Annotated in this window: 21 protein-coding genes and 1 riboswitch; of the genes, 7 read left to right on the top strand and 14 right to left on the bottom strand. The window is 44.7% G+C overall.

All coding sequences use genetic code 11. The annotated features are described in order from the left end of the window. Window positions 1-70: 70 nt before the first annotated feature. Genes NSQ83_RS17600 through NSQ83_RS17610 form a run of 3 tightly spaced genes read right to left on the bottom strand, consistent with a single transcriptional unit; the run spans window position 71 to window position 2,952 of the window. Window positions 71-880, bottom strand: coding sequence for an ABC transporter ATP-binding protein (locus tag NSQ83_RS17600; protein ID WP_003243882.1), 810 nt, complete (start codon window positions 878-880; stop codon window positions 71-73). A gap of 15 nt (window positions 881-895) precedes the next feature. Continuing rightward, on the bottom strand, window positions 896-1,906 hold the full coding sequence (locus NSQ83_RS17605; RefSeq protein ID WP_003244298.1) for an iron chelate uptake ABC transporter family permease subunit: 1,011 nt from the start codon (window positions 1,904-1,906) through the stop codon (window positions 896-898). Continuing rightward, entirely contained in the window at window positions 1,906-2,952 is a 1,047-nt protein-coding gene (locus tag NSQ83_RS17610; protein ID WP_204551374.1) for an iron ABC transporter permease, read from the bottom strand. Before NSQ83_RS17610 ends, NSQ83_RS17605 begins: the two co-directional genes overlap by 1 nt. Window positions 2,953-3,157: 205 nt before the next feature. On the opposite strand from NSQ83_RS17610, the gene NSQ83_RS17615 reads away from it, so the two are divergent. After that, window positions 3,158-4,105, top strand: coding sequence for an iron-hydroxamate ABC transporter substrate-binding protein (locus NSQ83_RS17615; protein ID WP_204551375.1), 948 nt, complete (start codon window positions 3,158-3,160; stop codon window positions 4,103-4,105). A 234-nt stretch (window positions 4,106-4,339) separates the two neighbouring features. Here NSQ83_RS17615 and NSQ83_RS17620 read toward each other — a convergent pair whose 3' ends face one another. Then, window positions 4,340-5,749, bottom strand: coding sequence for an amino acid permease (locus tag NSQ83_RS17620; protein ID WP_021480593.1), 1,410 nt, complete (start codon window positions 5,747-5,749; stop codon window positions 4,340-4,342). Between the two features lie 103 nt (window positions 5,750-5,852). Beyond that, window positions 5,853-6,032: riboswitch (Lysine riboswitch) on the bottom strand. 116 nt (window positions 6,033-6,148) lie between these two features. Further along, entirely contained in the window at window positions 6,149-6,289 is a 141-nt protein-coding gene (sspJ, locus tag NSQ83_RS17625) for a small acid-soluble spore protein SspJ (protein WP_003221612.1), read from the bottom strand. A 167-nt stretch (window positions 6,290-6,456) separates the two neighbouring features. On the opposite strand from sspJ, the gene NSQ83_RS17630 reads away from it, so the two are divergent. Together NSQ83_RS17630 and NSQ83_RS17635 are read left to right on the top strand one after the other, a co-directional pair. Beyond that, a complete protein-coding gene (locus tag NSQ83_RS17630; protein ID WP_003228444.1) occupies window positions 6,457-6,939 on the top strand; it encodes a metal-dependent hydrolase in 483 nt (160 codons plus the stop codon). Window positions 6,940-7,038: 99 nt separating this feature from the next. Beyond that, window positions 7,039-8,892 carry an LTA synthase family protein gene (locus tag NSQ83_RS17635; protein ID WP_204551376.1) on the top strand — a complete coding sequence of 618 codons (1,854 nt, stop codon included), beginning with the start codon at window positions 7,039-7,041 and terminating at the stop codon, window positions 8,890-8,892. 28 nt (window positions 8,893-8,920) lie between these two features. Here NSQ83_RS17635 and NSQ83_RS17640 read toward each other — a convergent pair whose 3' ends face one another. Continuing rightward, window positions 8,921-9,847 (bottom strand): substrate-binding domain-containing protein, encoded by a 927-nt coding sequence (locus tag NSQ83_RS17640; protein ID WP_043858963.1) that lies wholly within the window; start codon window positions 9,845-9,847, stop codon window positions 8,921-8,923. Between the two features lie 110 nt (window positions 9,848-9,957). On the opposite strand from NSQ83_RS17640, the gene modA reads away from it, so the two are divergent. Further along, on the top strand, window positions 9,958-10,740 hold the full coding sequence (gene modA, locus NSQ83_RS17645; RefSeq protein ID WP_204551377.1) for a molybdate ABC transporter substrate-binding protein: 783 nt from the start codon (window positions 9,958-9,960) through the stop codon (window positions 10,738-10,740). Further along, the gene (gene modB / locus NSQ83_RS17650) at window positions 10,712-11,404 is read left to right on the top strand and encodes a molybdate ABC transporter permease subunit (protein ID WP_198878508.1); all 693 of its coding nucleotides are present in this window, start codon (window positions 10,712-10,714) and stop codon (window positions 11,402-11,404) included. Before modA ends, modB begins: the two co-directional genes overlap by 29 nt. 29 nt (window positions 11,405-11,433) lie before the next feature. Here the strand turns inward: modB and pgoN are convergent, their stop codons facing one another. Then, window positions 11,434-12,264, bottom strand: coding sequence for a glyoxal/methylglyoxal reductase (gene pgoN / locus NSQ83_RS17655; RefSeq protein WP_033884897.1), 831 nt, complete (start codon window positions 12,262-12,264; stop codon window positions 11,434-11,436). A gap of 222 nt (window positions 12,265-12,486) precedes the next feature. Here pgoN and yvgO point away from each other — a divergent pair, with 222 nt between their 5' ends. Further along, entirely contained in the window at window positions 12,487-12,981 is a 495-nt protein-coding gene (gene yvgO, locus NSQ83_RS17660; protein WP_033884899.1) for a stress response protein YvgO, read from the top strand. A gap of 43 nt (window positions 12,982-13,024) precedes the next feature. On the opposite strand, the gene NSQ83_RS17665 is transcribed toward yvgO, so the two are convergent. The 4 genes from NSQ83_RS17665 to helD form a co-directional block, all read right to left on the bottom strand. Next, window positions 13,025-15,037, bottom strand: coding sequence for a Na+/H+ antiporter (locus tag NSQ83_RS17665; RefSeq protein ID WP_015714699.1), 2,013 nt, complete (start codon window positions 15,035-15,037; stop codon window positions 13,025-13,027). 254 nt (window positions 15,038-15,291) lie between these two features. Then, complete coding sequence (cysI, locus tag NSQ83_RS17670) at window positions 15,292-17,007, bottom strand: assimilatory sulfite reductase (NADPH) hemoprotein subunit (protein ID WP_038429618.1); 1,716 nt, start codon at window positions 17,005-17,007, stop codon at window positions 15,292-15,294. A 25-nt stretch (window positions 17,008-17,032) separates the two neighbouring features. Then, window positions 17,033-18,847 carry an assimilatory sulfite reductase (NADPH) flavoprotein subunit gene (locus NSQ83_RS17675; protein ID WP_198878507.1) on the bottom strand — a complete coding sequence of 605 codons (1,815 nt, stop codon included), beginning with the start codon at window positions 18,845-18,847 and terminating at the stop codon, window positions 17,033-17,035. Window positions 18,848-19,017: 170 nt separating this feature from the next. Then, complete coding sequence (gene helD / locus NSQ83_RS17680; protein ID WP_195727729.1) at window positions 19,018-21,342, bottom strand: DNA helicase IV; 2,325 nt, start codon at window positions 21,340-21,342, stop codon at window positions 19,018-19,020. Between the two features lie 579 nt (window positions 21,343-21,921). On the opposite strand from helD, the gene NSQ83_RS17685 reads away from it, so the two are divergent. Then, window positions 21,922-22,356 (top strand): hypothetical protein, encoded by a 435-nt coding sequence (locus NSQ83_RS17685; protein WP_131228105.1) that lies wholly within the window; start codon window positions 21,922-21,924, stop codon window positions 22,354-22,356. A gap of 109 nt (window positions 22,357-22,465) precedes the next feature. On the opposite strand, the gene NSQ83_RS17690 is transcribed toward NSQ83_RS17685, so the two are convergent. The 3 genes from NSQ83_RS17690 to bdbD form a co-directional block, all read right to left on the bottom strand. Further along, a complete protein-coding gene (locus NSQ83_RS17690) occupies window positions 22,466-23,077 on the bottom strand; it encodes a trimeric intracellular cation channel family protein (protein ID WP_003228419.1) in 612 nt (203 codons plus the stop codon). Window positions 23,078-23,263: 186 nt separating this feature from the next. Next, window positions 23,264-23,680, bottom strand: coding sequence for a disulfide oxidoreductase (locus NSQ83_RS17695; protein ID WP_003228417.1), 417 nt, complete (start codon window positions 23,678-23,680; stop codon window positions 23,264-23,266). Between the two features lie 4 nt (window positions 23,681-23,684). Beyond that, complete coding sequence (gene bdbD / locus NSQ83_RS17700) at window positions 23,685-24,353, bottom strand: disulfide bond formation protein BdbD (protein WP_195727728.1); 669 nt, start codon at window positions 24,351-24,353, stop codon at window positions 23,685-23,687. Window positions 24,354-24,454: the final 101 nt, after the last annotated feature.

The raw sequence follows: 24,454 nt of genomic DNA on the forward strand, positions 1-24,454 counted from the left end.
CGGAATCAAATAGAAAAATTGTATTTTCAAAGCCGAATAAAAAAAATCCCGGCTTCAAACCGGGATTTTTTCATACAGTAACTAGCTCTTTTTCATTTTTAATCAAGTCATATGTCAAGCATACAGGTTTATTTGTACGGGGATCAGTCACGATTTCGGCATCAATCTGAAATACCTGCTTCAAAATGTCTGGTGTCATGACCTCCAGAGCAGTTCCTTCCTTGATGACCGTGCCTTTTTTGAGCGCGATCATATAATGAGAAAAACGAGCTGCATGGTTAAGATCATGAATGACCATTAAAATCGTCCGCCCTTGCTCTTTGTTGAGTCTGTCAAGCAGCTGCAGAATTTCAAGCTGATGTGCAAGATCAAGATACGTTGTAGGTTCATCCAGCAGAAGCAGTTCCGTCCCTTGCGCAAGCGCCATGGCAATCCACACACGTTGACGCTGTCCGCCTGACAATGCCTCAATCGGCCGTTCAGCATATTCAGCCATGCCTGTTTCTTCAAGCGCCCATTTGATAATCCGGCGGTCTTCGTCATTTAATCTGCCGAATCCTGATTGATGCGGAAACCTGCCGTACGACACCAATTCGTGCACTGTTAGGCCGCTCGGCGCTTCAGGTGTCTGTGGAAGAATCGCCATATCTTTTGCAATGTCCTTTGTAGACATTTTATGAATCGCTTTGCCGTTTAAATAGACGGCACCTGCATGTGAACGCATAATTCTGGACATTGTTTTTAAAATCGTTGATTTCCCGCAGCCGTTCGGGCCAATTAAGGTGGTAATTTTCCCTTTAGGAATCGATATATTTAAATCCTCTACAATCACCCTGTCGCCATAACCGATTCCAAGCTGTTCCGTTGATAATGAATTCATATTCGGCCCCCTCCTCTAATTCGCTTTCATCAATAAATAAATAAAGTAAGGCGCACCTAGCACGGAAATGACAAGTCCGACCGGAATTTCTGATGGTGCCAATACATTTCTCGCCAGCGTATCAGCAAGCAAAAACAGGAATGAGCCGATGAAGGCGGAGACCGGTATCAGCGTCTGGTGACGTGGACCGGTCAGCCTTCTAGCCACATGCGGCGCGATCAATCCGAGAAACGCAATGCCCCCCGCAGCTGCCACGCATGAAGCGGCAAGAGTGACCGCTGCCAGAAGAAGAATCCGTCTTTCCTTTTCAACAGCGGTGCCCAGCCCGGTCGCCAATTGGTCTCCGAGCTGCATAATGTTCAAATAGCGTGCCTTATATAAAGTAAACAGAAGCAAGATCACAATCCAAGGGAGAATCGCCCAGATCATATTCCAGTTCGCCCCCCATATTGAGCCGGATATCCAAACCGCGGCTTGCATAAAATCATGAGGGTCCATCTTGAGCTGAAAAATCAGCAACAGGGCGTTGAATCCGGCATTCACCCCTATGCCGACTAAAATCAGCCGAATCGGTGTCACGCCTTTTTTCCATGCCAGAATATAAATGAGAAACGCAGCGAGGATTGCTCCTGCCAAAGCACTGAACGGCAGCATAAATGTTCCGAAAAAGCTAAGATCTGAAGCTGACCCTTGAAAAAAGTATATAAAAAGCACTACAGCAAGTGAACCACCGGCGTTAATTCCGAGAATACCAGGCTCGGCAAGTTCATTTTGAGACACGCTTTGCAAAATGGCTCCAGCTACGGAGATCCCTGCTCCAACAAGCAAAGAAAGGATGATCCGGGGCAGCCTGAACTCAAATAAGACAAGTTCATCACGCGCCGTTCCTTGGCCGAAAAAGACCTGAAGCGTTTTAAGCGGTGCAATTTTGATAACGCCCAAATTGAGACTGATAAAAAAGACCACCACGATAAGCAAAAAGGTCACAGCCATTACAATGAGCGGTTTGTTTGTTTTTGTTTTCATTACAGCCCTCTCCTTTCACGACGTGCCAAATAAAAGAAAAAGGGAACGCCGATAAGAGAAGTCAGCGCGCCGACAGGCGTTTCAAAGGGCGCATTTACGAGTCTGGCCGCTATGTCAGCAAAAACAAGCAAAACAGCACCGAGCACCGCCGAGCAAGGAATGATCCACCGATAATCCACACCGACCAAAAAACGGGTAATATGCGGAATGATCAGCCCGATAAATGCAATGGTGCCGGCAATGGAAACCGCAGCTCCGGTCAGAATTACTACAATAAGCATGCCAACCAGTTTCACCGCTGATGTATATTGTCCAAGCCCTTTTGCCAGATCGTCACCGAGACTTAACACTGTAACAGACCGGGCGATGAAAAACGCGAGCGTTAAACCGACAGCCCCTGCAATAAGCAAAAGCTGGACCCCCGACCATTTCACACCCGCTACCCCGCCTGCGTACCAAAAGCTGATATCCTGAGCGACATCAAAGCGGATTGCAATGGCAGTTGAAATGCCGGTAAAGAAATAAGTAACTGCCGTACCCGCCAGAGCAAGCTTTACAGGCGTAAGTCCGCCCCTTGAAAACATGCCTATGCCCATTACCGTCGATGCCCCCAGCCCCGCTCCCGCAAAGGACCATAGCACAAGCCCCATTGCAGAAAGCCCGGGAAAAAAGGCAAACGCAATCGAAACCGCAAACGCAGAGCCTGATGTCACACCCATAATCGAAGGCTCTGCCAAAGGGTTTCTCGTCATCCCCTGCATGATTGCTCCCGACACTGCCAACAATGCGCCTACAAGCGCGGCAGCCGCCGTTCTCGGAAGCCGAAGATCATGTATAATTTGGTGAGATGTCTTTGTCGGCTGATAATGAAAAATGGCGTCCCATACAGTGCGCAAATGAATATCCGCTGCACCGAGGGATATGGATAAAAATGCGCCAAGGCAAAGCAGACATAGACCTGCAATAAGGACGATGACCGCGCCATATGTCCTTGGCGTCCATTGGATTTTTTCTGATGCAGTCTGTATATTTTTATGTTGACTCAACTGCCGTACTTCCTTTCTGTTACTGATAATGATTATCAATTGCTGTTTCAGTATATCACTTTTTTCAGCTGATTTAATAGAGTGTTTTGAACAAAAATGAAAATGCATTTGCAAAAATATCGTGTCAACCGGCACTTGCAGTGGTATAATCACAGATGATAATGATTCTCTTTTTCATCTATTTTTTAGAAAGAAGGTATGAGATATGACCCATATATACAAGAAACTCGGAGCCGCGTTTTTTGCCCTGTTATTGATTGCAGCGCTGACAGCCTGCGGGAATAACTCAGAAAGCAAAGGTTCTGCCTCTGATTCAAAAGGCGCAGAAACCTATACATACAAGGCTGAAAACGGAAATGTAAAAATCCCGAAGCATCCTAAACGGGTGGTTGTCATGGCAGACGGCTATTACGGCTACTTCAAAACACTCGGCATCAACGTTGTCGGTGCGCCTGAGAATGTATTTAAAAACCCTTACTACAAAGGAAAAACCGACGGCGTTGAAAACATCGGAGACGGCACTTCGGTTGAAAAGGTCATTGATTTGAACCCTGACCTGATTATCGTTTGGACAACACAGGGCGCTGATATTAAAAAGCTTGAAAAAATTGCGCCGACTGTCGCAGTAAAATACGATAAGCTCGACAACATCGAACAACTGAAAGAATTTGCAAAAATGACGGGAACTGAAGATAAAGCTGAAAAATGGCTGGCCAAGTGGGATAAAAAAGTTGCGGCCGCTAAAACAAAAATCAAAAAAGCGGTCGGTGACAAAACCATTTCCATTATGCAAACGAACGGAAAAGACATTTACGTATTTGGTAAAGACTTTGGAAGAGGCGGAAGCATCATTTACAAAGACCTCGGCCTGCAGGCTACAAAGCTGACAAAAGAAAAAGCCATTGACCAGGGGCCAGGTTATACAAGTATTTCATTAGAGAAGCTCCCTGACTTCGCCGGAGATTACATTTTCGCGGGCCCATGGCAATCAGGCGGTGATGATGGCGGCGTTTTTGAAAGCTCCATTTGGAAGAACCTGAATGCCGTTAAAAATGGCCATGTCTACAAGATGGATCCGATCGGATTCTATTTCACAGACCCGATTTCATTAGAAGGACAACTGGAGTTTATTACGGAAAGCTTGACTAAATAAACAAAAGAGCCGCCTGCCCGCGGCTCTTTTGCTTATTTATAAGGAACGGCTCAATTTGAATCATATCGGATATTTTCTTTGAGCCATTCATATTAAGCTGCATCCTCATCACGATCAGTTTTTTTATGCTGGAGAGACTGAAAAACGTTTTTTGCATATTTAACGAACGGATTCCTAACAGGAGAAATTGTGATTTTATAAAAAAGACACCTGAGCAAATCAGGTGTCTTTTCATTATGCTTGTTTTTCTTTCTGGAACTTTTTACTCACAAATGGATAAACGATTAAGCCGACAAAGAATAAACCGATGCCGAGTATAAATGTCGTTAAATCTGCTGTGCCTGTTACGATAACAAACACGGAGTATGCACACGCCAGTATCGCGATCAATCCGTCTCTTACACGGGAGCCTTTCAGCTGGTCATACGTTTCACCTTTGATGACTACCTTCAAGCTGTAGATTGCAGATACCAGATACGGAATTAAATATGCGAGTGTAGCCGCTGTCGTTAAAAATGTAAATGCGTCACTTATTGTCCGGGAAATAACCGAGAAAATGAAGACCTGTGACATGACGTTTGTAATAATGAGTGCAATGACCGGACTTCCCTTTTTATTCGTTTTTGCAAAAAATGCCGGGAAATCTCCTGCTTTAGCGGCTTGGTATGGCACCTCAGAGCCAAGCAAAATCCAGCCGAGCATCGTTCCGAATAAACAAAGGATAGCCAAAAGCGCCATAATCACGCTTCCCGCGTTTCCAACAATCGCATAGAGTACATCAACAAATGGTTTTTCAGAGCCGACAAGCTTATCATGCGGCAGAACACCCATCGTAATTAAAGTCACAATAATATATATGCTCAAGGCAATCAGCAAGCCGGTAATTGTCGCACGTTTCACATCACGCTGAGAGCGCGCACGGCCGGACAGGATCACCGCGGATTCAATTCCGACAAACGCCCACAGTGTAGAAATCGCGGCGTTATGAACCTGGCCGCCAATTCCAATGCTTGTGCCGTTTTCTCCTTGAACCGGGAAATAAAAATGACCGAATAATGTCGTTTGAAACACAAACAAACCGGCAACGATAAAGAAGACAAAACCTAATACTTTAGAAAGCGTTGTGACAAAGTTTAATTTACTTGCGCCGTTAATGCTGGCAACAAGAATCGCGTGCGTTCCCCATAACAAGATCGTACATACGGCAAACGTCAGTAATTGGCCGAGTGTCACCTCTTGCCCGCCGATCGAAAACATCTCACGTTTATCAACCAAGATCGGGAAGAACGAAGTCAAGTAACCGGCGAGACTTGTGATGATCGCCACGTTACTGATCCAGCTCGCCACCCAGTAGCCCCACACCATTGTGAAACCGGCAGCGTTGCCTTTTTTCGGGTCAGAAAACAGCGCTCTTGCATAACTTTGCGGTCCCGCTGTCAGTTCAGGCTTGCGAATGGACAAGTGTCCGAACACAAGTGCAATCATCAGCACGCCGGCACCTGTCAAAAGCCAGGCGGACGTAGCTCCAAACGGACTCGCAATTGAAGCAAGCGAGCTCGGCAAGGAGAAAATTCCTGATCCAACCATATTTCCAACGACAAACGCCGTTAATAACCAAAAACCCCATTTTTTTGTCTGTTCCATTCCAGTACCTCCATGATTCTTTGTACGGACCAGACCCCGAGATCATATAAACTCAAAAAAAGCCTGAACAAAAGTCCATGCTTAAAGAAACACACACCCTTGATCTCCGGATAGCCCTCCGCGAAAAAGCACGCGGCAGTCCTGCACTTATTCAGATACAGTCCCAGCATAGAGAAGGATCGGCTTTCTCCACACTTCGGCGCTGATGCCTTTTACACATGTTTAACAGCCCCTGTCAGCCTAGCATGTGTGACTCATCATCCGCGCAACCTCTACCTCACTGAGAAAGAGTGAGGATTTAATTATTCAGTTACTCCCAGAAGGTTATCAAAGAAAGGATGATCTGTCAAAGGGAACAGATGGAAAATACGGATAGAGCCAAGCCCTATCCGCATGTGGTTATCGATTATTTTTCTTTTTTTGCACAGCTTCTTGAAGCGGATCATCTTTTAGAGCTGAACCAGCATCTTCAAGAGCTCCTTGGATTACGTTTTTTTCTTTTTCGGAACGTTTTCCTTTATCTTTATTAAAGAAACCCATTCGTAATCACCTCTTTTAAAAAATAGGTACATGTTTAAGATGCCTTTTTCCTGAAAAATTATGCGGGATATTTTTTATCGTCCAAAGTCCTGTTGATCAAACATACATTCTCTTGATATATTTGTAATTCAGAGATTTTTTGCAAAAGATAAAAGGAGAAGCGGCAAATGACAGGAAAAACACACATCATGGGAGGCATCGCTTCTTGTACGGCAGCGGCTTATTATTATGGATTTGATCCAGTGCTTATGGCTGCGTCAGGCGCGGTTGGAGCATTAATACCCGATATCTGCCACACACAAAGCAAAATCGGGAGAAAATTTCCTATTTTATCGAAAGTGGTCAGCTCCGTTTTTGGCCATCGCACCTTTACACACAGCCTGCTGTTTATGCTCATCATGTTTTTTATCACTTCTACATACATTCCAGATAAAAACATATCAGCCGGCCTGATGATCGGAATGGCGAGCCACTTGATTCTTGACGCTTGGACGGTGAACGGAATCAAATTATTATTCCCTTCCACGATCCGCGTTCGGCTTCCATTATATATGAAGACAGGCAGTTTTTCTGAGCAGCTCGTGCTAGCCGGCCTGACCCTTGCTTCATGTTACTACTTTTATATGCTGTTTCATGGCCGCATGTTTTAAACATGAGTGCTGAGACTTGTCTGAACCGGCTGTTTTTAGTAGGTTTTACTTAAGAAGCATTTCATGCAGATGATCAAGAAAACGTGAGGAGTCATATTGATGAAAGGAACCTTTTTTCACAATCAGCGGTTTTTATGTTTTTCGATCTTATTTATGTGGATCAAAACGTATGTGATATATAAACTCGGCTTTGATTTGCAAATCGATACTCTGTTGGAGGAGCTAATGCTGCTGGTCAACCCGCTCAGCTTTATTCTTCCTTTATTCGGGATCGGCCTGTTTCTAAAAGAAAACAAGCAGCGGGCCTTTTTGCTGATTGCCAATTTGGTTCTGACTGTTATCTTGATCTCTAATACGATTTTTTACGGCTTTTATATCGATTTTATTACCATCCCGGTTTTATTTCAGGCGAGCAACATGAGCGATATGGGCAGCAGTGTAAAAGAACTGTTCCATCCTCTGTTTATCGCCCTGTTTGCGGATTTGGTTTTTCTGCTGCTGTTCGCCAGAAAAACCAAACACCCACAGACAAAAGCCGCTCCCCGCACGATCAAACGGTACTATGCAGCTTCCTGCGGCATGCTTTTATGCACACTGGCACTTGCAGAAGTACAGCAGCCGAAGCTTTTGGCACATTCTTTTGACCGGGAAATGCTAGTCAAAAGCATCGGTCTGTTTCAGTTCCATATTTACGATACAATTTCTCAGACTGTTAATATCAGCGCGAAAGCTTTTGCCGATGAAGACAGTATAACTGCCATTAAAAACTACACAGAGGCTGATTACAGCAAGCCTGATCAAAGCAAATTCGGTCTTGCAAAGGGGCGCAATGTCATCTTTGTAACACTTGAATCGACCCAAAGCTTTGTTCTGAATGAAAAAGTAAATGGAAAAGAAATTACCCCATTTATGAATGATCTCATAAAAAAAAGCTATTCCTTTGATCATTTCTATCAGCAAACAGAACAAGGAAAAACATCAGATTCAGAATTTATCGTCGCTAACTCACTGTATCCTTCCCTTAGCGGCGCCGTCTTTTTCACGAAAAGCGACCATCAATTTCATACGATGTATAAATCGCTGAAACAGCACGATTATTATTCAGCCGTCTTTCATGCTAACCATAAAACATTTTGGAACAGAGATGTCATGTACGATACGTTTGGCATTGACCGCTTTTTTGATGTTGATGATTTTCATGTCACTCCCGGGACATCGACAAGCTGGGGCTTAAAAGACAAAGAATTTTTAGAGCAGTCCGCCGAAAAGCTGAAAAGCCTGCCACAGCCGTTCTACAGCAGTTTTATCACGTTAACGAATCATTTTCCGTTTGAGATTGATGAAAAGGATCAGCTGATAGATGAATTCGATTCAAGCAGTGATCTGTTAAACCGCTATGTGACCACGGTTCGCTATGAGGATGAAGCATTGAAGCATTTTATCAAAAAACTGAAAGACGAAGGCTTATACGAAAATTCGATGATCGTATTTATGGGAGATCATTACGGCATTTCTGAAGCCCATAACGAGGCAATGGCTGAGTTTTTAGGGAAAGACGAAATCACACCGTATGACAACGTTCAGCTCCAGCGGGTGCCGTTTATCATACATATCCCGGGAATCACCGATCAAAAGCCGGAAACCATCCCTGATGCCGGGGGACAGGTCGACGTCAGGCCGACGCTGATGCATTTGCTCGGCGTTGAGACAAAAGGCGATATCCAATTCGGCAATGATTTGCTGTCGGGCGACCGCACCCCATTCGCCGTTCTGCGAAACGGCAGCTTTATTACGAACGATTATATATACACAAAGAACACGTGCTATAGCCAAAAAACAGGTGAAGTGCTGGAAGATCAGGATGCGTGCCTCCCTTATAAGGAGAAAGCAAACGAAGAACTGTCTTTCTCTGATAAAATTTTAAATGGTGACCTGCTCAGGTTTTCCGAATGAAAAAAATCCCTCTATCAAGAGGGATTTTTTACGTTTCCAATATCACCTTGCCAGTCAGCTTCGTTTCATAGCCGTTTAATTGAGACAAATTCGCCTTGTATTCCTCAGAATTCAAAATCTCCTTCACGGCCTTAAGCAGCTGCTCATGTTTTTTCAAAACGACAATATCATATTGTTCGTCGATGAGCGGGATAAAATCAACACTGCCCATATGTGCCGCGTGCTGCGCCCCGATTCCCGCGTCAGCCTGTCCGCTTGAAACTTGTGAAGCGACAGCGTAATGATCAGTCACGATATCGCCATATCCCACTACATCAGCCGGATTCACACCAAGCAAGCCAAGCTGTTCATCAAGGAGCACCCTTGCGCCAGAACCCTTTTCCCTGTTGATGATCCGGATATCGGCTCTTTTCAAGTCTTTCCAGCCTTGAATGTTTTTCGGATTCCCTTTTTGCACATACAGTCCTGCTTTGCGGAGAACGACATTGATGAGACAAAACGGTTCACCTGTCAAAATCCGTTTTACATAAGGCGCGTTATACTGGCCCGTTTCTGCATCGTACAAATGGAGGCTGACAATGTCACACTTGCCTTGATACATATCAATCAGGCTGTTTAAGCTTCCTTTGTATTTACGGAGCGGCGTCTCCTGAATGGCATTCTCCAAATGCTTGCTGAGGATATCCATCGAAATGTCCTGTCCGCTGATCATGACATTTGGTCTGCCGTCCGGCTCAGCCTCCTGCACCTGTTTCGGCGCTTCTTTTGCAGCGATGGGCTGAGACATTCTCATATTCGTTTTATATTGCTTTAAATCTTCTTCATCCACACGCATCTGCCTTCCGACACGGTAAGCAGGCAGCACGCCTTTTTTAATCAAGTCATAAACGGTCAGCTTTGATACCTTCAGCAGACCTGCAACTTCTTCTATCGTATAGGAAGAGGTTTCATTCATCATCATCACTCTCCTATTTTATTATACCTTTTCGTCGAATGTAAAAAAACCCACATAAACCAAACATAATCAGTTATAATTAGTTATATCTAATGATAAGGGGTGCAATCATGTTTAAGAAGTATTCTATTTTCATCGCAGCCTTAACTGCTTTTCTGCTTGTAGCAGGCTGTTCTTCAAACCAGTCTTCAACGGACAGCGAGAAAAAAGTAACGTTAACCATCTCAGCTGCCGCCAGCGCGCAGGATGCACTTGAGGAAATCCAAAAAAATTATGAAAAAGAGCATCAAAGTATTACCATCCAAGATAACTATGGCTCATCCGGCGCCTTGCAAAAACAGATTTCTCAAGGAGCAGGAGCCGATCTGTTCTTCTCAGCTGCTGAGGATAAATTTAAAAAGCTGGTGGATGATGGAGATATCGCAAAAAAAGACAGCACTGATTTAGTCGGTAATGAAATTGTGCTGGTCGTACCGAAAAACGGTGATTCACCTGTGACAAGCTTCAGCAATCTGGCTGAATCAGAAAAAATCGCTCTCGGCACGCCGGAATCCGTACCGGCAGGAGCTTATGGGAAAGAATCACTGACAAAGCTGTCTTTATGGGACAAAGTGAAGGATAAAATTGTGTATGGAAAAGACGTTCGCCAAGTTCTTTCTTATGTTGAAACCGGCAATGTGGACGCTGGTATTGTTTATAAAACAGATGCCCTGGTCTCGAAAAAGGTCAACATTATCGACGAGGCAAAAGCAGATACACACAGCCCAATTGTCTATCCGTTAGGAATCGTAAAAGATACAAAACACCGTAAGGAAGCGAAGGAATTTTACGAATACCTGCAATCTGATGAAGCAATGAAAGTATTTGAGAAATATGGCTTTACTGCCGAGTAGCATAAGCGCTTCAGAATTTTTCACACCCGTTGTGCTTTCCTTTCAGGTGGCGGCAGTTGCCGGAATTGCTGTCATTATTCTCGGAACACTTGCTGGAGCATGGATGTCACGGGCATCATTTTTCGGAAAAACGGCACTCGAAACATGTTTTATGCTTCCGCTCGTTCTTCCGCCTACTGTTGTCGGTTTTATTTTGATCGTCATTTTCGGAAAGCACAGCTTCATCGGACAAGCCATCGAGTGGATCTTCCGGCAGCCTGTCATTTTCACCTGGTGGGCCGCTGTGATCGCCTCGGCTGTTGTAGCCTTTCCGCTTATGTACCAATCAGCCAAAACCGGATTTGCTGACATTGACCCCGATATACAAGGTGCGGCCATGGTAGACGGCGCTAGCAGATGGAAAGTGTTTATCCATATCTCCGTCCCGCTTGCCTATCCTTCATTGCTGACCGGAAGCATCCTCAGCCTTGCACGGGCGCTCGGAGAATTTGGCGCAACACTCATGTTTGCAGGGAACATCCCCGGTGTTACGCAAACACTGCCGACGGCGATATATGTCTCATTGGATTCCGGCAACAATACCCTTGCCTGGGCGTGGGTCGTCTGTATTGTTGTCATTTCCTTTTTGATGCTGTTTTTCATTCAACAGAAAAAAACGCACTAAAAAACTCCCCGTAACGGGGAGTTTTTTGATTAAAACAGAAGCTCATCAGGATTTGGGCCGACACGCTCATCTTTATTTAATGCGTCAATTTTGTCCATGTCTTCTTGAGACAATTCGAAATCAAAAATATCAGCGTTTTCGATGATACGGTGTTCTTTAATGGATTTTGGAATGGTTACAACTTCATGCTGCAGATCCCAGCGCAAAATCACTTGAGCCACAGATTTATTGTGTTTTTCAGCAATCTGTGTCAGCACTTCGTTATCCAAAAGCTGTCCCTGCATGAGCGGAGACCACGCTTCCAGCTGAATTCCTTGCCCTTTGCAGTAATCTCTTAATTCTTTTTGCGTCAAGCGAGGGTGAAATTCAACTTGGTTCACCATCGGTTTGATTTCAGCATCTTTCAACAGCTCTTCTAAATGATGAACTTGGAAATTGCTGACGCCGATCGCGCGAATTTTGCCGTCTTTGTACAGCTTTTCAAGCGCGCGCCATGTATCTTTATATTTATCTTTGCCAGGCCAATGGATCAAATATAAATCTAAGTAATCAAGCTGCAGTCTTTCTAGGCTTTTTTCAAAGGCAGCAAGCGTTGTTTCATAGCCTTGATCTTCATTCCACACTTTTGATGTGATGAAGAGCTCTTCTCTTGCCACACCGGATTCTTTAATCCCGATGCCAACGCCTTCTTCATTTTTGTAGATCGCTGCTGTATCAATACTGCGATAGCCATTTTTAATTGCCGCTTTCACTGATTCAGTCGCTTCATTACCATTTTCTACTTTAAAAACGCCCAGACCGAACCAAGGCATTTCAACTCCGTTATGTAACTTTACAGTATCTTTTAAACTTGTTGGCACTTGAACCTCCACCCTTTCACTGAAATGTAAGCGTCTATATTATCTCACATTCCTCTCAGCCGATACCAATAATACGCTTAAGACCCTCTTTTTGCTTCTTTTTTCACAGCACAGGCAAATCCAAACACTATTTTTTTCCTATTTTAACAATATTGAGATTACAAATACATTGAGCAGGGTATGCGTGTAGTGTAACCAAATGAAAACAAAGGAGGAAACAACTTGAAACGTATTCGTATCCCAATGACACTTGCTCTTGGTGCCGCTTTGACAATTGCCCCTTTGTCCTTTGCGTCCTTTGCTTCCGCTGAAGAAAATCCTGCTCCGAAGATGTCGCAGACAACTACTGCTGGAACAACTGCCGCTGATGTAGGTTTAAACGTCAACCTGGATGTACTTGGAATTGCCAACCAGATCGCTGATGCCATCAAATCCGCACAGAATAGGGATGGCTTTGTGAAAAACCTCATGGAGTCTTCCTTCTACGCGTCCGGCCAAAAATATAACGTCATGGTCTTTAATTTAAGCCAGGAATATGAAGATCATTTGAACGGTGTGCAATTTTACGGCTCAGCCGTTTACGACGGCATTACGTATGGCATTTGGGTATTTGAAGATGGAACCTTTACAAACAAAGGCGATGGCGGCTGGATCAACTGGGCCTTCAGAGGCTGGTTCGACCGGGATGGCAGCACTGTCGCATTTCATCGCCCTTAATATAAAAAAAGCTGGCGCTCTAACGCCAGCTTTTTTTCTGCATTTATTCGCCGCCTTCAAGCATGGCGGCTTCGACATCATTAATGTATTGGCGAAGCTCATGGGAGATGTCCCGGGAAATTTCTCTTTCCTCGAAAAGTGTTTGAATTTCATTTCTGATCGCCTGTACAGCCTTCAGCTTCACTTCCAGCTTCTGATTTTCAAAATGGGCGCTTGATTTCAGCTCATGATGGCTGTGCTCCAGCCTGAAAATTAACTGTTTATAGAATGTAATGACAGATAAAAACACTTCTTTATGCTCTTCCGTCTTGTGTTTTTCCAGATATTCTATCGCTGCTTTTGCCGTTTTCACTCTTGTTGCCCGTATCAATCCCGCTTCATTTAAAATCGACATCTCCGGCTTTTTATGTTCACCGAAGAAAATCCAATACATCAGCCTCTTGAGCCTTGTTTTTGATAATCCGACTTTAAACGGGTTCGCATACAAAATTTCCAACTCGTTAAATCGTTCTTGCAGCACATTTGCTGTTTCTTCCGGGATGTCTCCCCGCTCCAGCATTTTCATCAGCGCCTCTTGCTCTGCCTTAACCCCTTGGGCACGGACTTTACGCTCGTGCTTTTTGATGCGATTAGACGATGTATACTGCTGAAAACGAAGATTTTTCATTTTCTCATTGTATTCAGCTATCACCGCAAGAGAGGCCGTTTTGTTTGTCTCATTCATGTCCTCTTTAATCGTTTGAAGGGCTGTTTTGATCAATTTGCGTCTCGCCGTCAGCAGCTTCTTGTTTCGTTCCTCGTCCTCTTCTTCTTTTTCAGTCAGAATCGGCAGCACAACGGTAGCAATGACAAGCGTGCATAAAATGACGCCGGCTGCTAAAAAGAGAATCAGATTTCTTTCCGGAAACGGCGTGCCGTCCTCCAGGAAATACGGAATGGAAAAAGAACCTGCAAGCGTTACTGCTCCACGCACACCGGAAATCGAAATTAACAGCGTCGAACGAAGACCCGGTTTATAGATGTTCTGATCTTTATTAAAGAACCATTTGCCGTTCCAGAAGAACAGCACCCACAGGAATCTCAGGAGCATTAACGTAAATGTGATGACTAGGATATAGCCGATCACCTTCATGTTGCTGATGGCAGTGTCGTTAAAGATAACAGAAATAACATCAGGGATTTGCGTGCCGAGAATAACGAAGACCAGGCCGTTCAAAATAAATAAAATAATGTTCCACGTACTTGAGGAGACAATTTGCAGCTTGATCATCGTTGATTCCAGACGATCCTGTTCAACCGCATGGGTAATACCGCCAGCCACAACAGCTAAAATGCCGGAAACGCCGATTTCTTCAGCTGCCAAATAAATCACAAACGGCGTCAGAATTTGAATCAGCATATGCATCGTGACATCCTGCATGCCAAGGCGGCGCAGAAATAGGCGAAAACGAATAATCAAAAATGAAATGACAACCCCGCACAGCAAGCCTCCGAGAGAAATAAAGACAAAGCTGACAGCCGCTTGTGCTAATGAAAATGCACCAGTCACTGCCGCTGCAATCGCAAACTTAAAGGCCACCAGACCTGATGCGTCATTCATCAGCCCCTCACCTTCCAGCAGGCGAAGAATTCCTTTTGGCATTTTCACTCTTCCTGATAATGCGCTGACAGCGACGACATCAGTCGGTGAAAGAATGGCCGCAAGTCCAAAGGCCGCTGCCAGCGGAATAGCAGGAATCATCCAGTGAATCGTGTAGCCGCCTACAATCACAGTCGCAAATACAAGGCCGAGTGCAAGCAATAAAATCGGAGCCCTTAAATTCCAAAGCTCTGCCCGCGGTGTCCTCTTTCCATCATTAAATAGCAGAGGCGCGATAAACAGAACAAAAAACAATTCGGTGTTTAATTCAAAATGAAGTCCCTGTGGAAATGAGGCGGCAAGAATCCCAAGAGCCACTTGAATCAGCGGCACCGGAATAAACGGAATAAACCGGTTCACGATATTAGAAATCGCAATAATCGTTAATAATACGAGCACAACTAAAAATATGTCCAAATGCATGACCTCCTTCGTCTGTTGTGTGTCGGCATGATGAGCCAAAAAATCTGTTTGTCTAAAAGCCCTTGAGCTAGGGTGGCCTTGCATACGCTATGTGGTTTCGCAGGAGTTCTCTCCACACTTGTCTTCTTTTATAGTACCCTTTTTAGGGTATTTTTTCTCATGATATGCTCACAGTGAACTTTTTTGCAGCAGAGCAAATTATAGAAAAAAGAGACAGGAAGCTACTCCCTGTCTCTCGTCTTTCTTTCTCAATCATGAAAATTCGTACCGTCAGTTGTTGCTTTGATAATGCCCGCGCGGATGACAAAGTCACCGAAATGCTCGCCTTCCTCACGTTCTTTCGCATAGCGGGAAAGAAGGATGCGCAGCTCGCTTAAAATGTCTGCTTCACCGATGTTTTCACGGTACATTTTGCTTAAACGGCTTCCGTCAAACGCAGCGCCAAGATACATATTATATTTGCCCGGCGCCTTTCCGATAAATCCGATCTCACCGAGTGCATGACGTGCACAGCCGTTCGGACACCCTGTCATGCGAATGGTGATTTCCTGATCACGAAGGCCGTTTTCGTCAATAATCTCTTCAATCTTATCTAACAGGGTCGGCAAATAACGTTCTGCTTCGGCCATTGCCAATCCGCAGGTCGGAAGAGCGACGCATGCCATCGAGCTGCGGCGAAGTGCTGAATAGTGCTTGCCGTCAGTTAGTCCGTACTGTTCAATTAAAGCACTGATTTCTTCTTTTTTATCGCTTGAAACGTTCGCAATCATTAAGTTCTGATTGGCTGTCAGCCGGAACTCACCTGTATGAACTTTGGCGATTTCCCGCAAGCCAGTCATCAGCTTATAATCATCGTAATCCGTTATACGGCCGCCTTCGACAAACAGCGTGAAATGCCATTTATCCTCGATGCCTTCCACCCAGCCATAGCGGTCGCCGTTATGATCGAAATGATACGGCTTCGCTTCTTCCAGGCTCCAGCCGAGACGGTTTTCCAATTCTTCTTTTACGTTTTCTAAACCGAGGCGGTCAACTGTGTATTTGAACCGCGCATTTTTACGGACAGAACGGTTGCCGTAATCACGCTGAATCGTAATCGTTTTTTCAGCAACGTCATACATTTGCTCAGGCCGGCAGAAACCGATCACCTTGGCTAATTGCGGATATGTCGCAGTATCGCCATGCGTCATTCCCATACCGCCGCCGATTGCCACGTTAAAACCGATCAGCTTGCCATCCTCGACAATCGCAATGAATCCCAGATCTTGTGAAAAGACGTCAATATCATTAGACGGCGGAACGGCAATACCGATTTTAAACTTCCGCGGCAGATAGAGCGGTCCGTACATTGGCTCGACTTCTTCCTCCGGCGTGCCGGCAACTCTTTCCTCATCAAGCCAAATTTCATGATATGCTCTCGTCCGCGGCAGCAGATCATCACTTAATTTTTTAGACCACTCGTATACCTCTGAGTGGATTTCAGATTGATAAGGGTTTGATGCACACATGACGTTACGGTTTACGTCTCCGCAGGCTGCGATCGTATCCAAAAGTGCTGAGTGGATCGTCTGAATGGTTTTCTTCATGTTCCATTTCAGAATCCCGTGCATTTGGAACGTTTCACGTGTCGTCAATTTTAATGTGCCGTTCCCGTATTTCTGGGACAGCTCATCCATGACAAGCCATTGTTCAGGCGTCGAGACGCCCCCTGGCATACGCACGCGCAGCATGAACTGATATGCGGGCTCAAGCTTCTGCTTTTGGCGTTCATTTCGGAGGTCGCGGTCATCCTGCAAATAACTGCCGTGGTGTTTCATCAGGCGGTTGTCATCATCCGGAATTCCGGCACTGATTCGATCGAGCATCACTTCTTTCAGCGTGCCGCGCAAATAATCACTTTCTTTTTTAATGCGTTCAACATCACTTGGAGAGCCGTCCGGTGCTTTTAGAATTTTGGTCACCATGTTGAAAAACTCCTTTCAAGTCAAATCAGTATACATCACGCTGATAGCGTTTTTGCTGCTGCATATCGGCAAGATAAGCCTCCGCTTCTTCGCGGCTCATATTGCCTTCTTTTTCGATAATTTCAAGCAATGTGTTATGGACGTCATGCGCCATGTGCTTTTCATCTCCACAAATGTAAACAGCCGCTCCTTCTTGAAGCCATTCAAACAATTCTGCGCTATGTTCAAGCATGCGGTGCTGCACATATACTTTTTCTTCCGTATCACGTGAGAACGCCACATCCATTTTTGTCAGCACACCGTCTTTGAGCCAATTCTGCCACTCTGTCTGGTAAAGGAAATCCGTGACAAAGTGCTGATCGCCAAAGAACATCCATGCCTTTCCTTCCGCTCCCGTCTCCTCACGCTCCTGCATAAAGGAACGGAAAGGTGCGACGCCTGTCCCAGGGCCCACCATGATAATCGGTGTTTCAGGGTCTTTCGGAAGCTTAAAGTTTTGATTGTGCTGTACATAAACCGGCAGTGTGTCACCCGGCTGCAGACGTTCCGCGCACAAAATCGAGCAGACGCCTTTTCGTTCACGGCCGTGCGCATCGTAGCGGACTGCGCCGATTGTTAAATGCACTTCATCCGGATTTGCGGATAAACTGCTTGCAATCGAATAAAGGCGGGCAGGCATTTTTCGCAAAATCGAGACAAACTCCTGCGAAGATACACTAAATGGGCCATAGTCACGGACGAGATCAAGCAAATCGCGACCTTCAATATAGGCTTTTACATTCTCCTCATTTCCCGGGGCTAAAAGCTCTCTAAGCTCATCGTTCCCTGTCAGCTGGGCTGCCTGTTCAAGAAGCGGTTTTGTGAGAACGGTAATCTCATAGTGAGAAATCAGCGCTTCTTTCAGCGGACGGACATCACCTTGCTTATTAAGCGTCACAATTTCTTCCGGGTCCCAATTCATTTCCTTAAGGAGCAGCTCGACAAGTTCCGGATCGTTTTCCGGATAGACGCCGAGGCTGTCACCAGGCTCGTAAGTTAGGCCAGATCCTTCAAGAGACAGCTCCACATGGCGTGTTTCTTTATTTGATCCTCTGCCGTTTAAATTTAAATTTTCTAACACTTCAGCCCGAAACGGGTTTGTTCTGGAATACGAAGACTCACCGGTTTGTGACGCAGCCGCCGGCGCAGGCGCGGCGCTTCCGCCCCCAGCTTCATTTAATCCTTTCAATACACCCTCAAGCCATTCGGCTGCCGGTTCATCATAGTCAAGATCGCAATCAACGCGCGGAGAAATCCGTTTTCCGCCGAGTTCTTCTAAGCGCTGATCAAATTCTTTCCCTGTCTGGCAGAAAAATTCGTACGAACTGTCACCAAGCGCCAAAACGGAAAAGCGCAGGTCTTCAAGCTTAGGCGCCCGTCTTCCGTGCAGAAATTCATGAAACGACAGCGCGTTATCAGGCGGCTCGCCTTCTCCATGCGTACTGACGACGATTAAAAGATTGGTTACCTTCTTCAGCTGATTCGGCTTAAAATCGCTCATGGATGAGACGGTCACTTGAAAACCGCTCTGTTCAAGCTGCTTGCCGGCATTTTCTGCAAGCCCCTGTGCGTTTCCCGTCTGTGAACCATAAAGAACGGTCACTTCTTTTGAAACAGCTGGTGCCGCCGCTTCCGCAGACACAGCTGCCGCCGGCGCACCCGCAGTTTCTTGGGCGGAAAATTGCGCGGATAAGTATCCGCTCAGCCAGATTTTCTGGGATTCGGTCAAGGTCGGCAGAAGGCGGTTAAGGAGCTCTGCCTGCTCCTGATTAAACGGACTGTTCATTACCTGAAGTTGCAACATATCCACCTCACAAAGTTATAAACTGATCGAAAATTGCATCTAATTGAACTTTACCGGAATACTAGGCTTAAGTAAAATATATTTACATGATGATAACTATTAAGAATCCTAATGATAAAACGGCTATGCTTCATGTAAATAGAAAAAAGAGAAGGACTCCCTTCTCTTCATTCAGCCATCTGATATAAGTGAGGCGGCACAGCGGTTACAAACGGACTGGCTTCACCTGTATAAAATACCGCCAGCATGTGCATCGCACGGGTGCACGCAGTATATAAAAGCCTGCGGTCGTGCTCTGTATGATAGTGTTCTTCAGATGCATCATAGACAAGCACTGCGTCAAATTCAATTCCCTTTGCTAAATACACCGGAATCACGCAAACACCCTTTTGGAATGGTTGATTTTCTTTATGAATCAGGCGAACATCTGTATATTCACTCATGTGGGCGTGCGCCTGTATGCATTGCTGCGCAGTCTTGCAGATGACGGCTATTGTTTCGCGCCCTTTTTTCTTGAGCCGGCCAATTTCTTGCGCGAGCTTTTGGCAAAGGCTCTCATGTCCTTCAGTTTTGACAACGAGCGGCATTTCCCCGCTTCTATTAAACGGCTCAATATCCGCTCCATCTTGAAGCATCGCTTTGGTAAACTCGACAATCTGCCTTGTTGATCTGTATGTTCTCTTTAAACGAACATACTCAGCAGGATCATCCTCAAAGCACGCATCCATACGCTGATCCCCGTGTATGGTATGCGCGTAGATGGACTGATTGATATCACCGAGCACTGTCATGCTGGCAGCCGGAAAAATACTTCTCATGTAAGCCATCTGAAACGGTGAATAGTCCTGGGCTTCGTCAATAAATAGATGTTTGATCTTCGTATTTTTCTTTCTGCCCTCAATCAGATCCTGCATATAAAGAAACGGTGCCGCGTCCTCATAGAGCAATTTATTATCCGTAAATGCCGAACGGGTCAGCTCACCTATCACGGCCATCTTCTCATGCTGAAATTTTCCTCCCCAGCCAGAAAACAATTGCAAATAAAGTTGTGTAACATCAAGAAATGCAAGGAGTCTGACCGCCTGTTTGAGCGGTTTGAAAGCTTTTTTCACAATGATGGCGGCAAGCTGCTGCTGCTCTCTTTGATAATCGTTAAACGTACTCTCGCTGAACCGTTTCCTTTCTTGCAGTTTTTTGTACACGTCCAAGTAGTCCTCTTTGTCAAGCAGCTCAGCTTCATGAACGACCCAATCCTTTCGCCGTTCCTTTTTCTCAAGCTTGTTAAGCTCACTCAGCAGCCACTTCGCGGTTTGCTCCATCCGATTCGGGATGGAGTGATTTTGATCCAATGAGTAAAAATAGGATTGAATTTGCTCCTTTGTGATCAGCTTTTGTCCGCGGAATATAATATTTTTAAAAATCATCCCTTCAGAGGAAAGCCGTGTGACGTATTCATTAATGAATTGCTGAAAGGATAAACCCGCCTTCCATGTGATTCCCGCAAGCCTTGTTGGAAAATCGCCTCCCTTTGTTTCGGTCAGGCAATATTCGAGCTGATCAAAGGGGCTTTCACATTTGAACTTGCGGCCAAGACGATGCTCGATATATTCCTGAAACGTCGCCTGCTCCATATTCTCTTCTCCTAACTCCGGCAAAACAGAGGAGACATAGCTGTTAAATAAGAAGTTGGGAGAAAACAAAACGATTTGTCCGGCATCAATGACGCCACGGTGCCTGTATAACAAATAAGCGACACGCTGAAGCGCAGCCGATGTTTTCCCGCTGCCAGCCGCTCCCTGCACGATCAGGATCTTGCTTTTTTCATTACGGATAATCTGATTTTGTTCTTTCTGAATCGTAGACACGATGTTTTTCATTTGGGTATCGGAGTGATGGCTTAATACCTCTTGCAGCATTTCATCACCAATCGTCATATCGGTATTAAACATTGCCTTGAGAGTGCCGTTTTTGATCATAAACTGGCGTTTCAGCACCATTTCCCCTTCTATCGTTTCACCGGGCACCTCGTACTCCGCTTTTCCTGGAGAATAATTGTAGTACAAACTTGATATCGGCGCCCTCCAGTCATAGATCAGAAAGTGTTCCTCTTTCTCATCCAAACAGGAAGCTAAACCGATATAAATTCGCTCTGCCTCCGCCTCGCCGTTTTCAATAAAATCAATCCGGCCGAAATAAGGCGATTTTTTCAATTGATGAATTCGTTTGAGCTGCTGATCCATGCGCCGATGATTCTGTTCCCGATCAGACAGCAGCTCTGCCTGCTGCTTAATGCTTGCCATCGTTTCAATCGCTTCATGGGCATCATCAAAATTAACCTTAACATCCTCCCAAAAGCTTTTTCTTAATCCGATGATATCATGCTTCAACCCGCCCGCAGACGTTTCCAGAAACCGCTCTTTTTTTTCGAGCTCCTTCAGCACCTCATCTATTCTCGACTGCTCTTCCTTCCATTCCTTATCCTGCTGATTCATGAACGGCACCTCCAGAAAATAGTTGACAAACATAGATGAAATACTGTAAAATATAATTGGATACATATATTAAATATATGATGCAAACTGGCAAATACAATTTATAATAGCACATTCACCCAACATCGTTCAAGGTTTGGGTTATTTATATGCACTAAAAAAAACGATCTCAACTCGAGATCGTTTTTTTATTTTAAGATTTCACATTGATCACTGTTGGACGTGCTTTTCTTAGGTTGCGACTCTTCTCTTTCATCAGTATCGATTCCTTATTCCATTCAATCTTCGATATAATATATCTTTTTCATTTTAAAAACACCGCAGAGCTTTACCGTGTTTGTCTGTTCATCTAACGTGAAGAATGACTAAACTGGCTGTTATTGTCATCTTCCATAAAGCAACTACATCCTTGCTATCGTATCTATAGTCGCAGTAAAATAGTCATTTTCATCCAATTTCGACATATTTCAACAAATTGAAGTTTTTCATTTGGGAGAATAGGACGATGTTACATTATTTCTCTCGGTTTATGATATGAACATGAAGAAAGAACCAGAATTAGTTAGGAGGAAATACTCAGTGAAGAAAAAGCTATCTATGATGTTGCTGGCATTCGTCGTAGCCGTAACAAGTTTTACGTCAATTGACATAGTAAACAACAAAGCGGAAGCTAAAGATTGGGTTAAAAAAGGTCAAATATGGAGTACTCATTACCATTCGGGCTCATTTAAAAACTATACTTACTCGCCAACATTTCAGATTTATTATCCAGGACGAGGAACTTGGGCCAACATGACAGCAAACGGATCAGGCAGCGGGAAAATTACAGCAACTCTGCAACAAAAGACAAATAAAGGCTGGAAAAATGTTAAAACTTTTTATGCAACGAAAAAAGGCTCTACAAATTTAAGTTACAAACAAGCTTCTAAAAGCTACAAAACAAAATACAGATTCAAATTCACTAACACAGGAACTAAAAAAACCATCAGCTATACCTTTTGGGCTACCTATTAATTTTCAATAGCTTTGCTCTGCGCGGTCAGCATTCGAAAAGGACTTTTTATTTGATCCCGGCAGGCTACCATAAAAGAAACCTCTCCGTCATGGAGAGGTTTCTTTTATTTTACTGACTATCTAAGCGAAAAGAACGGTTTGGCAGCTTCCAATTAAACATATAGGAACAAACCCGGCAAACAACGAGCACGAAAAACAGAACGTATAAGCCGAACGAGTTCCCCAGCCAGCCCAAGCCGACGATTAAACCGCCGAGAGCCGCCCAGACTGCATAAATTTCTGCCTTCAGCACAAGCGGTTTGCGCCCGGCAAGAAGGTCGCGGATGATCCCGCCCCCGCTTCCCGTCAGCACCGCAGCCACGATCACGGCACTAAGCGGATGGCCCATTTTGACGGCATACAGTGCGCCTTGGATAGCAAAGGCAGCGAGGCCGATCGCATCTGATAAATTGCCCCACTTATTCCAATGCTTCAGCAGCAGCTTCGGAAACAGAAACACAATTGTAATAGATAAAAGCGCGATTTGAAAGTACGCTCCCTGCTCCCATAGCGCTGACACCGGAACACCGATCAGCAAATTGCGGATCGCTCCTCCTCCAAAAGCTGTGACAATCCCTAATATATAAACTCCTAAAATATCATATTCCTCTTCCATCGCAACAATTGCGCCGCTGACTGCAAACGCAATGATGCCAATCACACTGAGCAGCTCCCAAGCCATTCTGATGACTCCCTTTTATGTTTGTTAAATTTTCTGACGACCTCTAGATTTTATAATCGCTCAAGCGTAAAATCAATAACATTTTTATGAGAAAAAAAGATAAATTTAGAGGGAATACGGCTATTGCTGATGGACATGAGTTTGCGAAATTAAAAAAGCGCCCGGCATACGCGGGCGCTTTTTTTGTTATTCAGATTTTTCGCCTTTCAGCAGGCACATAAAAATGATAATCAGGATAAAAGCAATCAGGGCCAGGAATGGAATCGTAATAAAACCAAACCAGTTAATATATTGGCCCGAGCACGGCACGCCGCTGACACATGGCTTAATGCCGCTAAAGCCGGGCACTTTTTGCTCTAAGTAATGCATGATCGAAATGAATGCCCCAATAATCGCCATCGGGAGCACATATTTTTTCACTCGTGTGTCCCCTTGAAAGGTGGCGATGCCTAAAATCAGGACGAGCGGATACATGAGGATACGCTGGTACCAGCACAGTTCACATGGAATAAACTTTCTGATTTCACTGAAATACAGGCTGCCCAGCATAGCGATAAGAGCCACAACCCAGGAAGCATATAAAAATACGATTCTATTTTTCATATTGTTACTTCCCTTTCAGCTCTTTTTCTATTGTCTCTTTGATTTCATCATAATCCGCAAAATTTTTGATCACTTTATCATTGACATAAATCGTCGGTGTTGCCTGTATGTTCATTTTTTGATTAAGGTCAGAATCCTTTTCCACTTGAGAAGCGAATGTTTCCTTATCAAGATTTTCCTTGAGCGTCTCAGGTTTTATCTTTGTGGTGCTTTTTGCAAGATCACCAAGGAGGCCTGGGGTTACCCATTCCTGTTCCGTATCCGGCTGTTTTTCGAACAGATTTTCATGGAAATCCCAGAAAGAGTCAGGGTCTTCCTTCCATACTTCTTCAGATGCAAGAGCCGCTAACCTTGAACCTTTTCCATGGAACATGACGTTCACGAAAGAAAATTTCACATCGCCCTTATCAATAAAGTCTTTTTGTATTTTTGGAAAGATGTCACTGTTAAACACCTTGCAAGACGGACATTTGTAATCTCCGAATTCTACTACAGTTACCGGTGCATCGTCCTTGCCAAGCACAGGCTGCCCTTTGATAGACGGCTGTCCGGAAACCGCATCATTGCCTTGTTCCGTTTTGTTATTAATGATGACAATGGCTGCTAGCAATACAACAACCACAACCGTAAGGATGACCGCGAATTTCGCAGAAGACTGCTGTTTCTTTTTCACTCCGACACCTCATCGTTTTAAAATTAAAAAAGAAGCGGATCGCAATTGATCCACTTCTTTATTTTAACAAGACAAGCGCCGATAAGAAAACCCCGAAAAAA

The sequence above is a fragment of the Bacillus sp. PS217 genome, assembly GCF_037963535.1.
Lineage (GTDB): Bacteria > Bacillota > Bacilli > Bacillales > Bacillaceae > Bacillus > Bacillus subtilis.

Coding starts and splice junctions, on each gene's coding strand:
- NSQ83_RS17600 (WP_003243882.1), bottom strand. CDS start 880: ATGAATTCATTATCAACGGAACAGCTTGGAATCGGTTATGGCGACAGG.
- NSQ83_RS17635 (WP_204551376.1), top strand. CDS start 7,039: ATGAAAGGAACCTTTTTTCACAATCAGCGGTTTTTATGTTTTTCGATC.
- NSQ83_RS17695 (WP_003228417.1), bottom strand. CDS start 23,680: ATGAAAAATAGAATCGTATTTTTATATGCTTCCTGGGTTGTGGCTCTT.
- modA (WP_204551377.1), top strand. CDS start 9,958: ATGTTTAAGAAGTATTCTATTTTCATCGCAGCCTTAACTGCTTTTCTG.
- NSQ83_RS17690 (WP_003228419.1), bottom strand. CDS start 23,077: ATGGCTTGGGAGCTGCTCAGTGTGATTGGCATCATTGCGTTTGCAGTC.
- NSQ83_RS17605 (WP_003244298.1), bottom strand. CDS start 1,906: ATGAAAACAAAAACAAACAAACCGCTCATTGTAATGGCTGTGACCTTT.
- NSQ83_RS17615 (WP_204551375.1), top strand. CDS start 3,158: ATGACCCATATATACAAGAAACTCGGAGCCGCGTTTTTTGCCCTGTTA.
- sspJ (WP_003221612.1), bottom strand. CDS start 6,289: ATGGGTTTCTTTAATAAAGATAAAGGAAAACGTTCCGAAAAAGAAAAA.
- NSQ83_RS17630 (WP_003228444.1), top strand. CDS start 6,457: ATGACAGGAAAAACACACATCATGGGAGGCATCGCTTCTTGTACGGCA.
- helD (WP_195727729.1), bottom strand. CDS start 21,342: ATGAATCAGCAGGATAAGGAATGGAAGGAAGAGCAGTCGAGAATAGAT.
- cysI (WP_038429618.1), bottom strand. CDS start 17,007: ATGGTGACCAAAATTCTAAAAGCACCGGACGGCTCTCCAAGTGATGTT.
- NSQ83_RS17640 (WP_043858963.1), bottom strand. CDS start 9,847: ATGAATGAAACCTCTTCCTATACGATAGAAGAAGTTGCAGGTCTGCTG.
- NSQ83_RS17620 (WP_021480593.1), bottom strand. CDS start 5,749: ATGGAACAGACAAAAAAATGGGGTTTTTGGTTATTAACGGCGTTTGTC.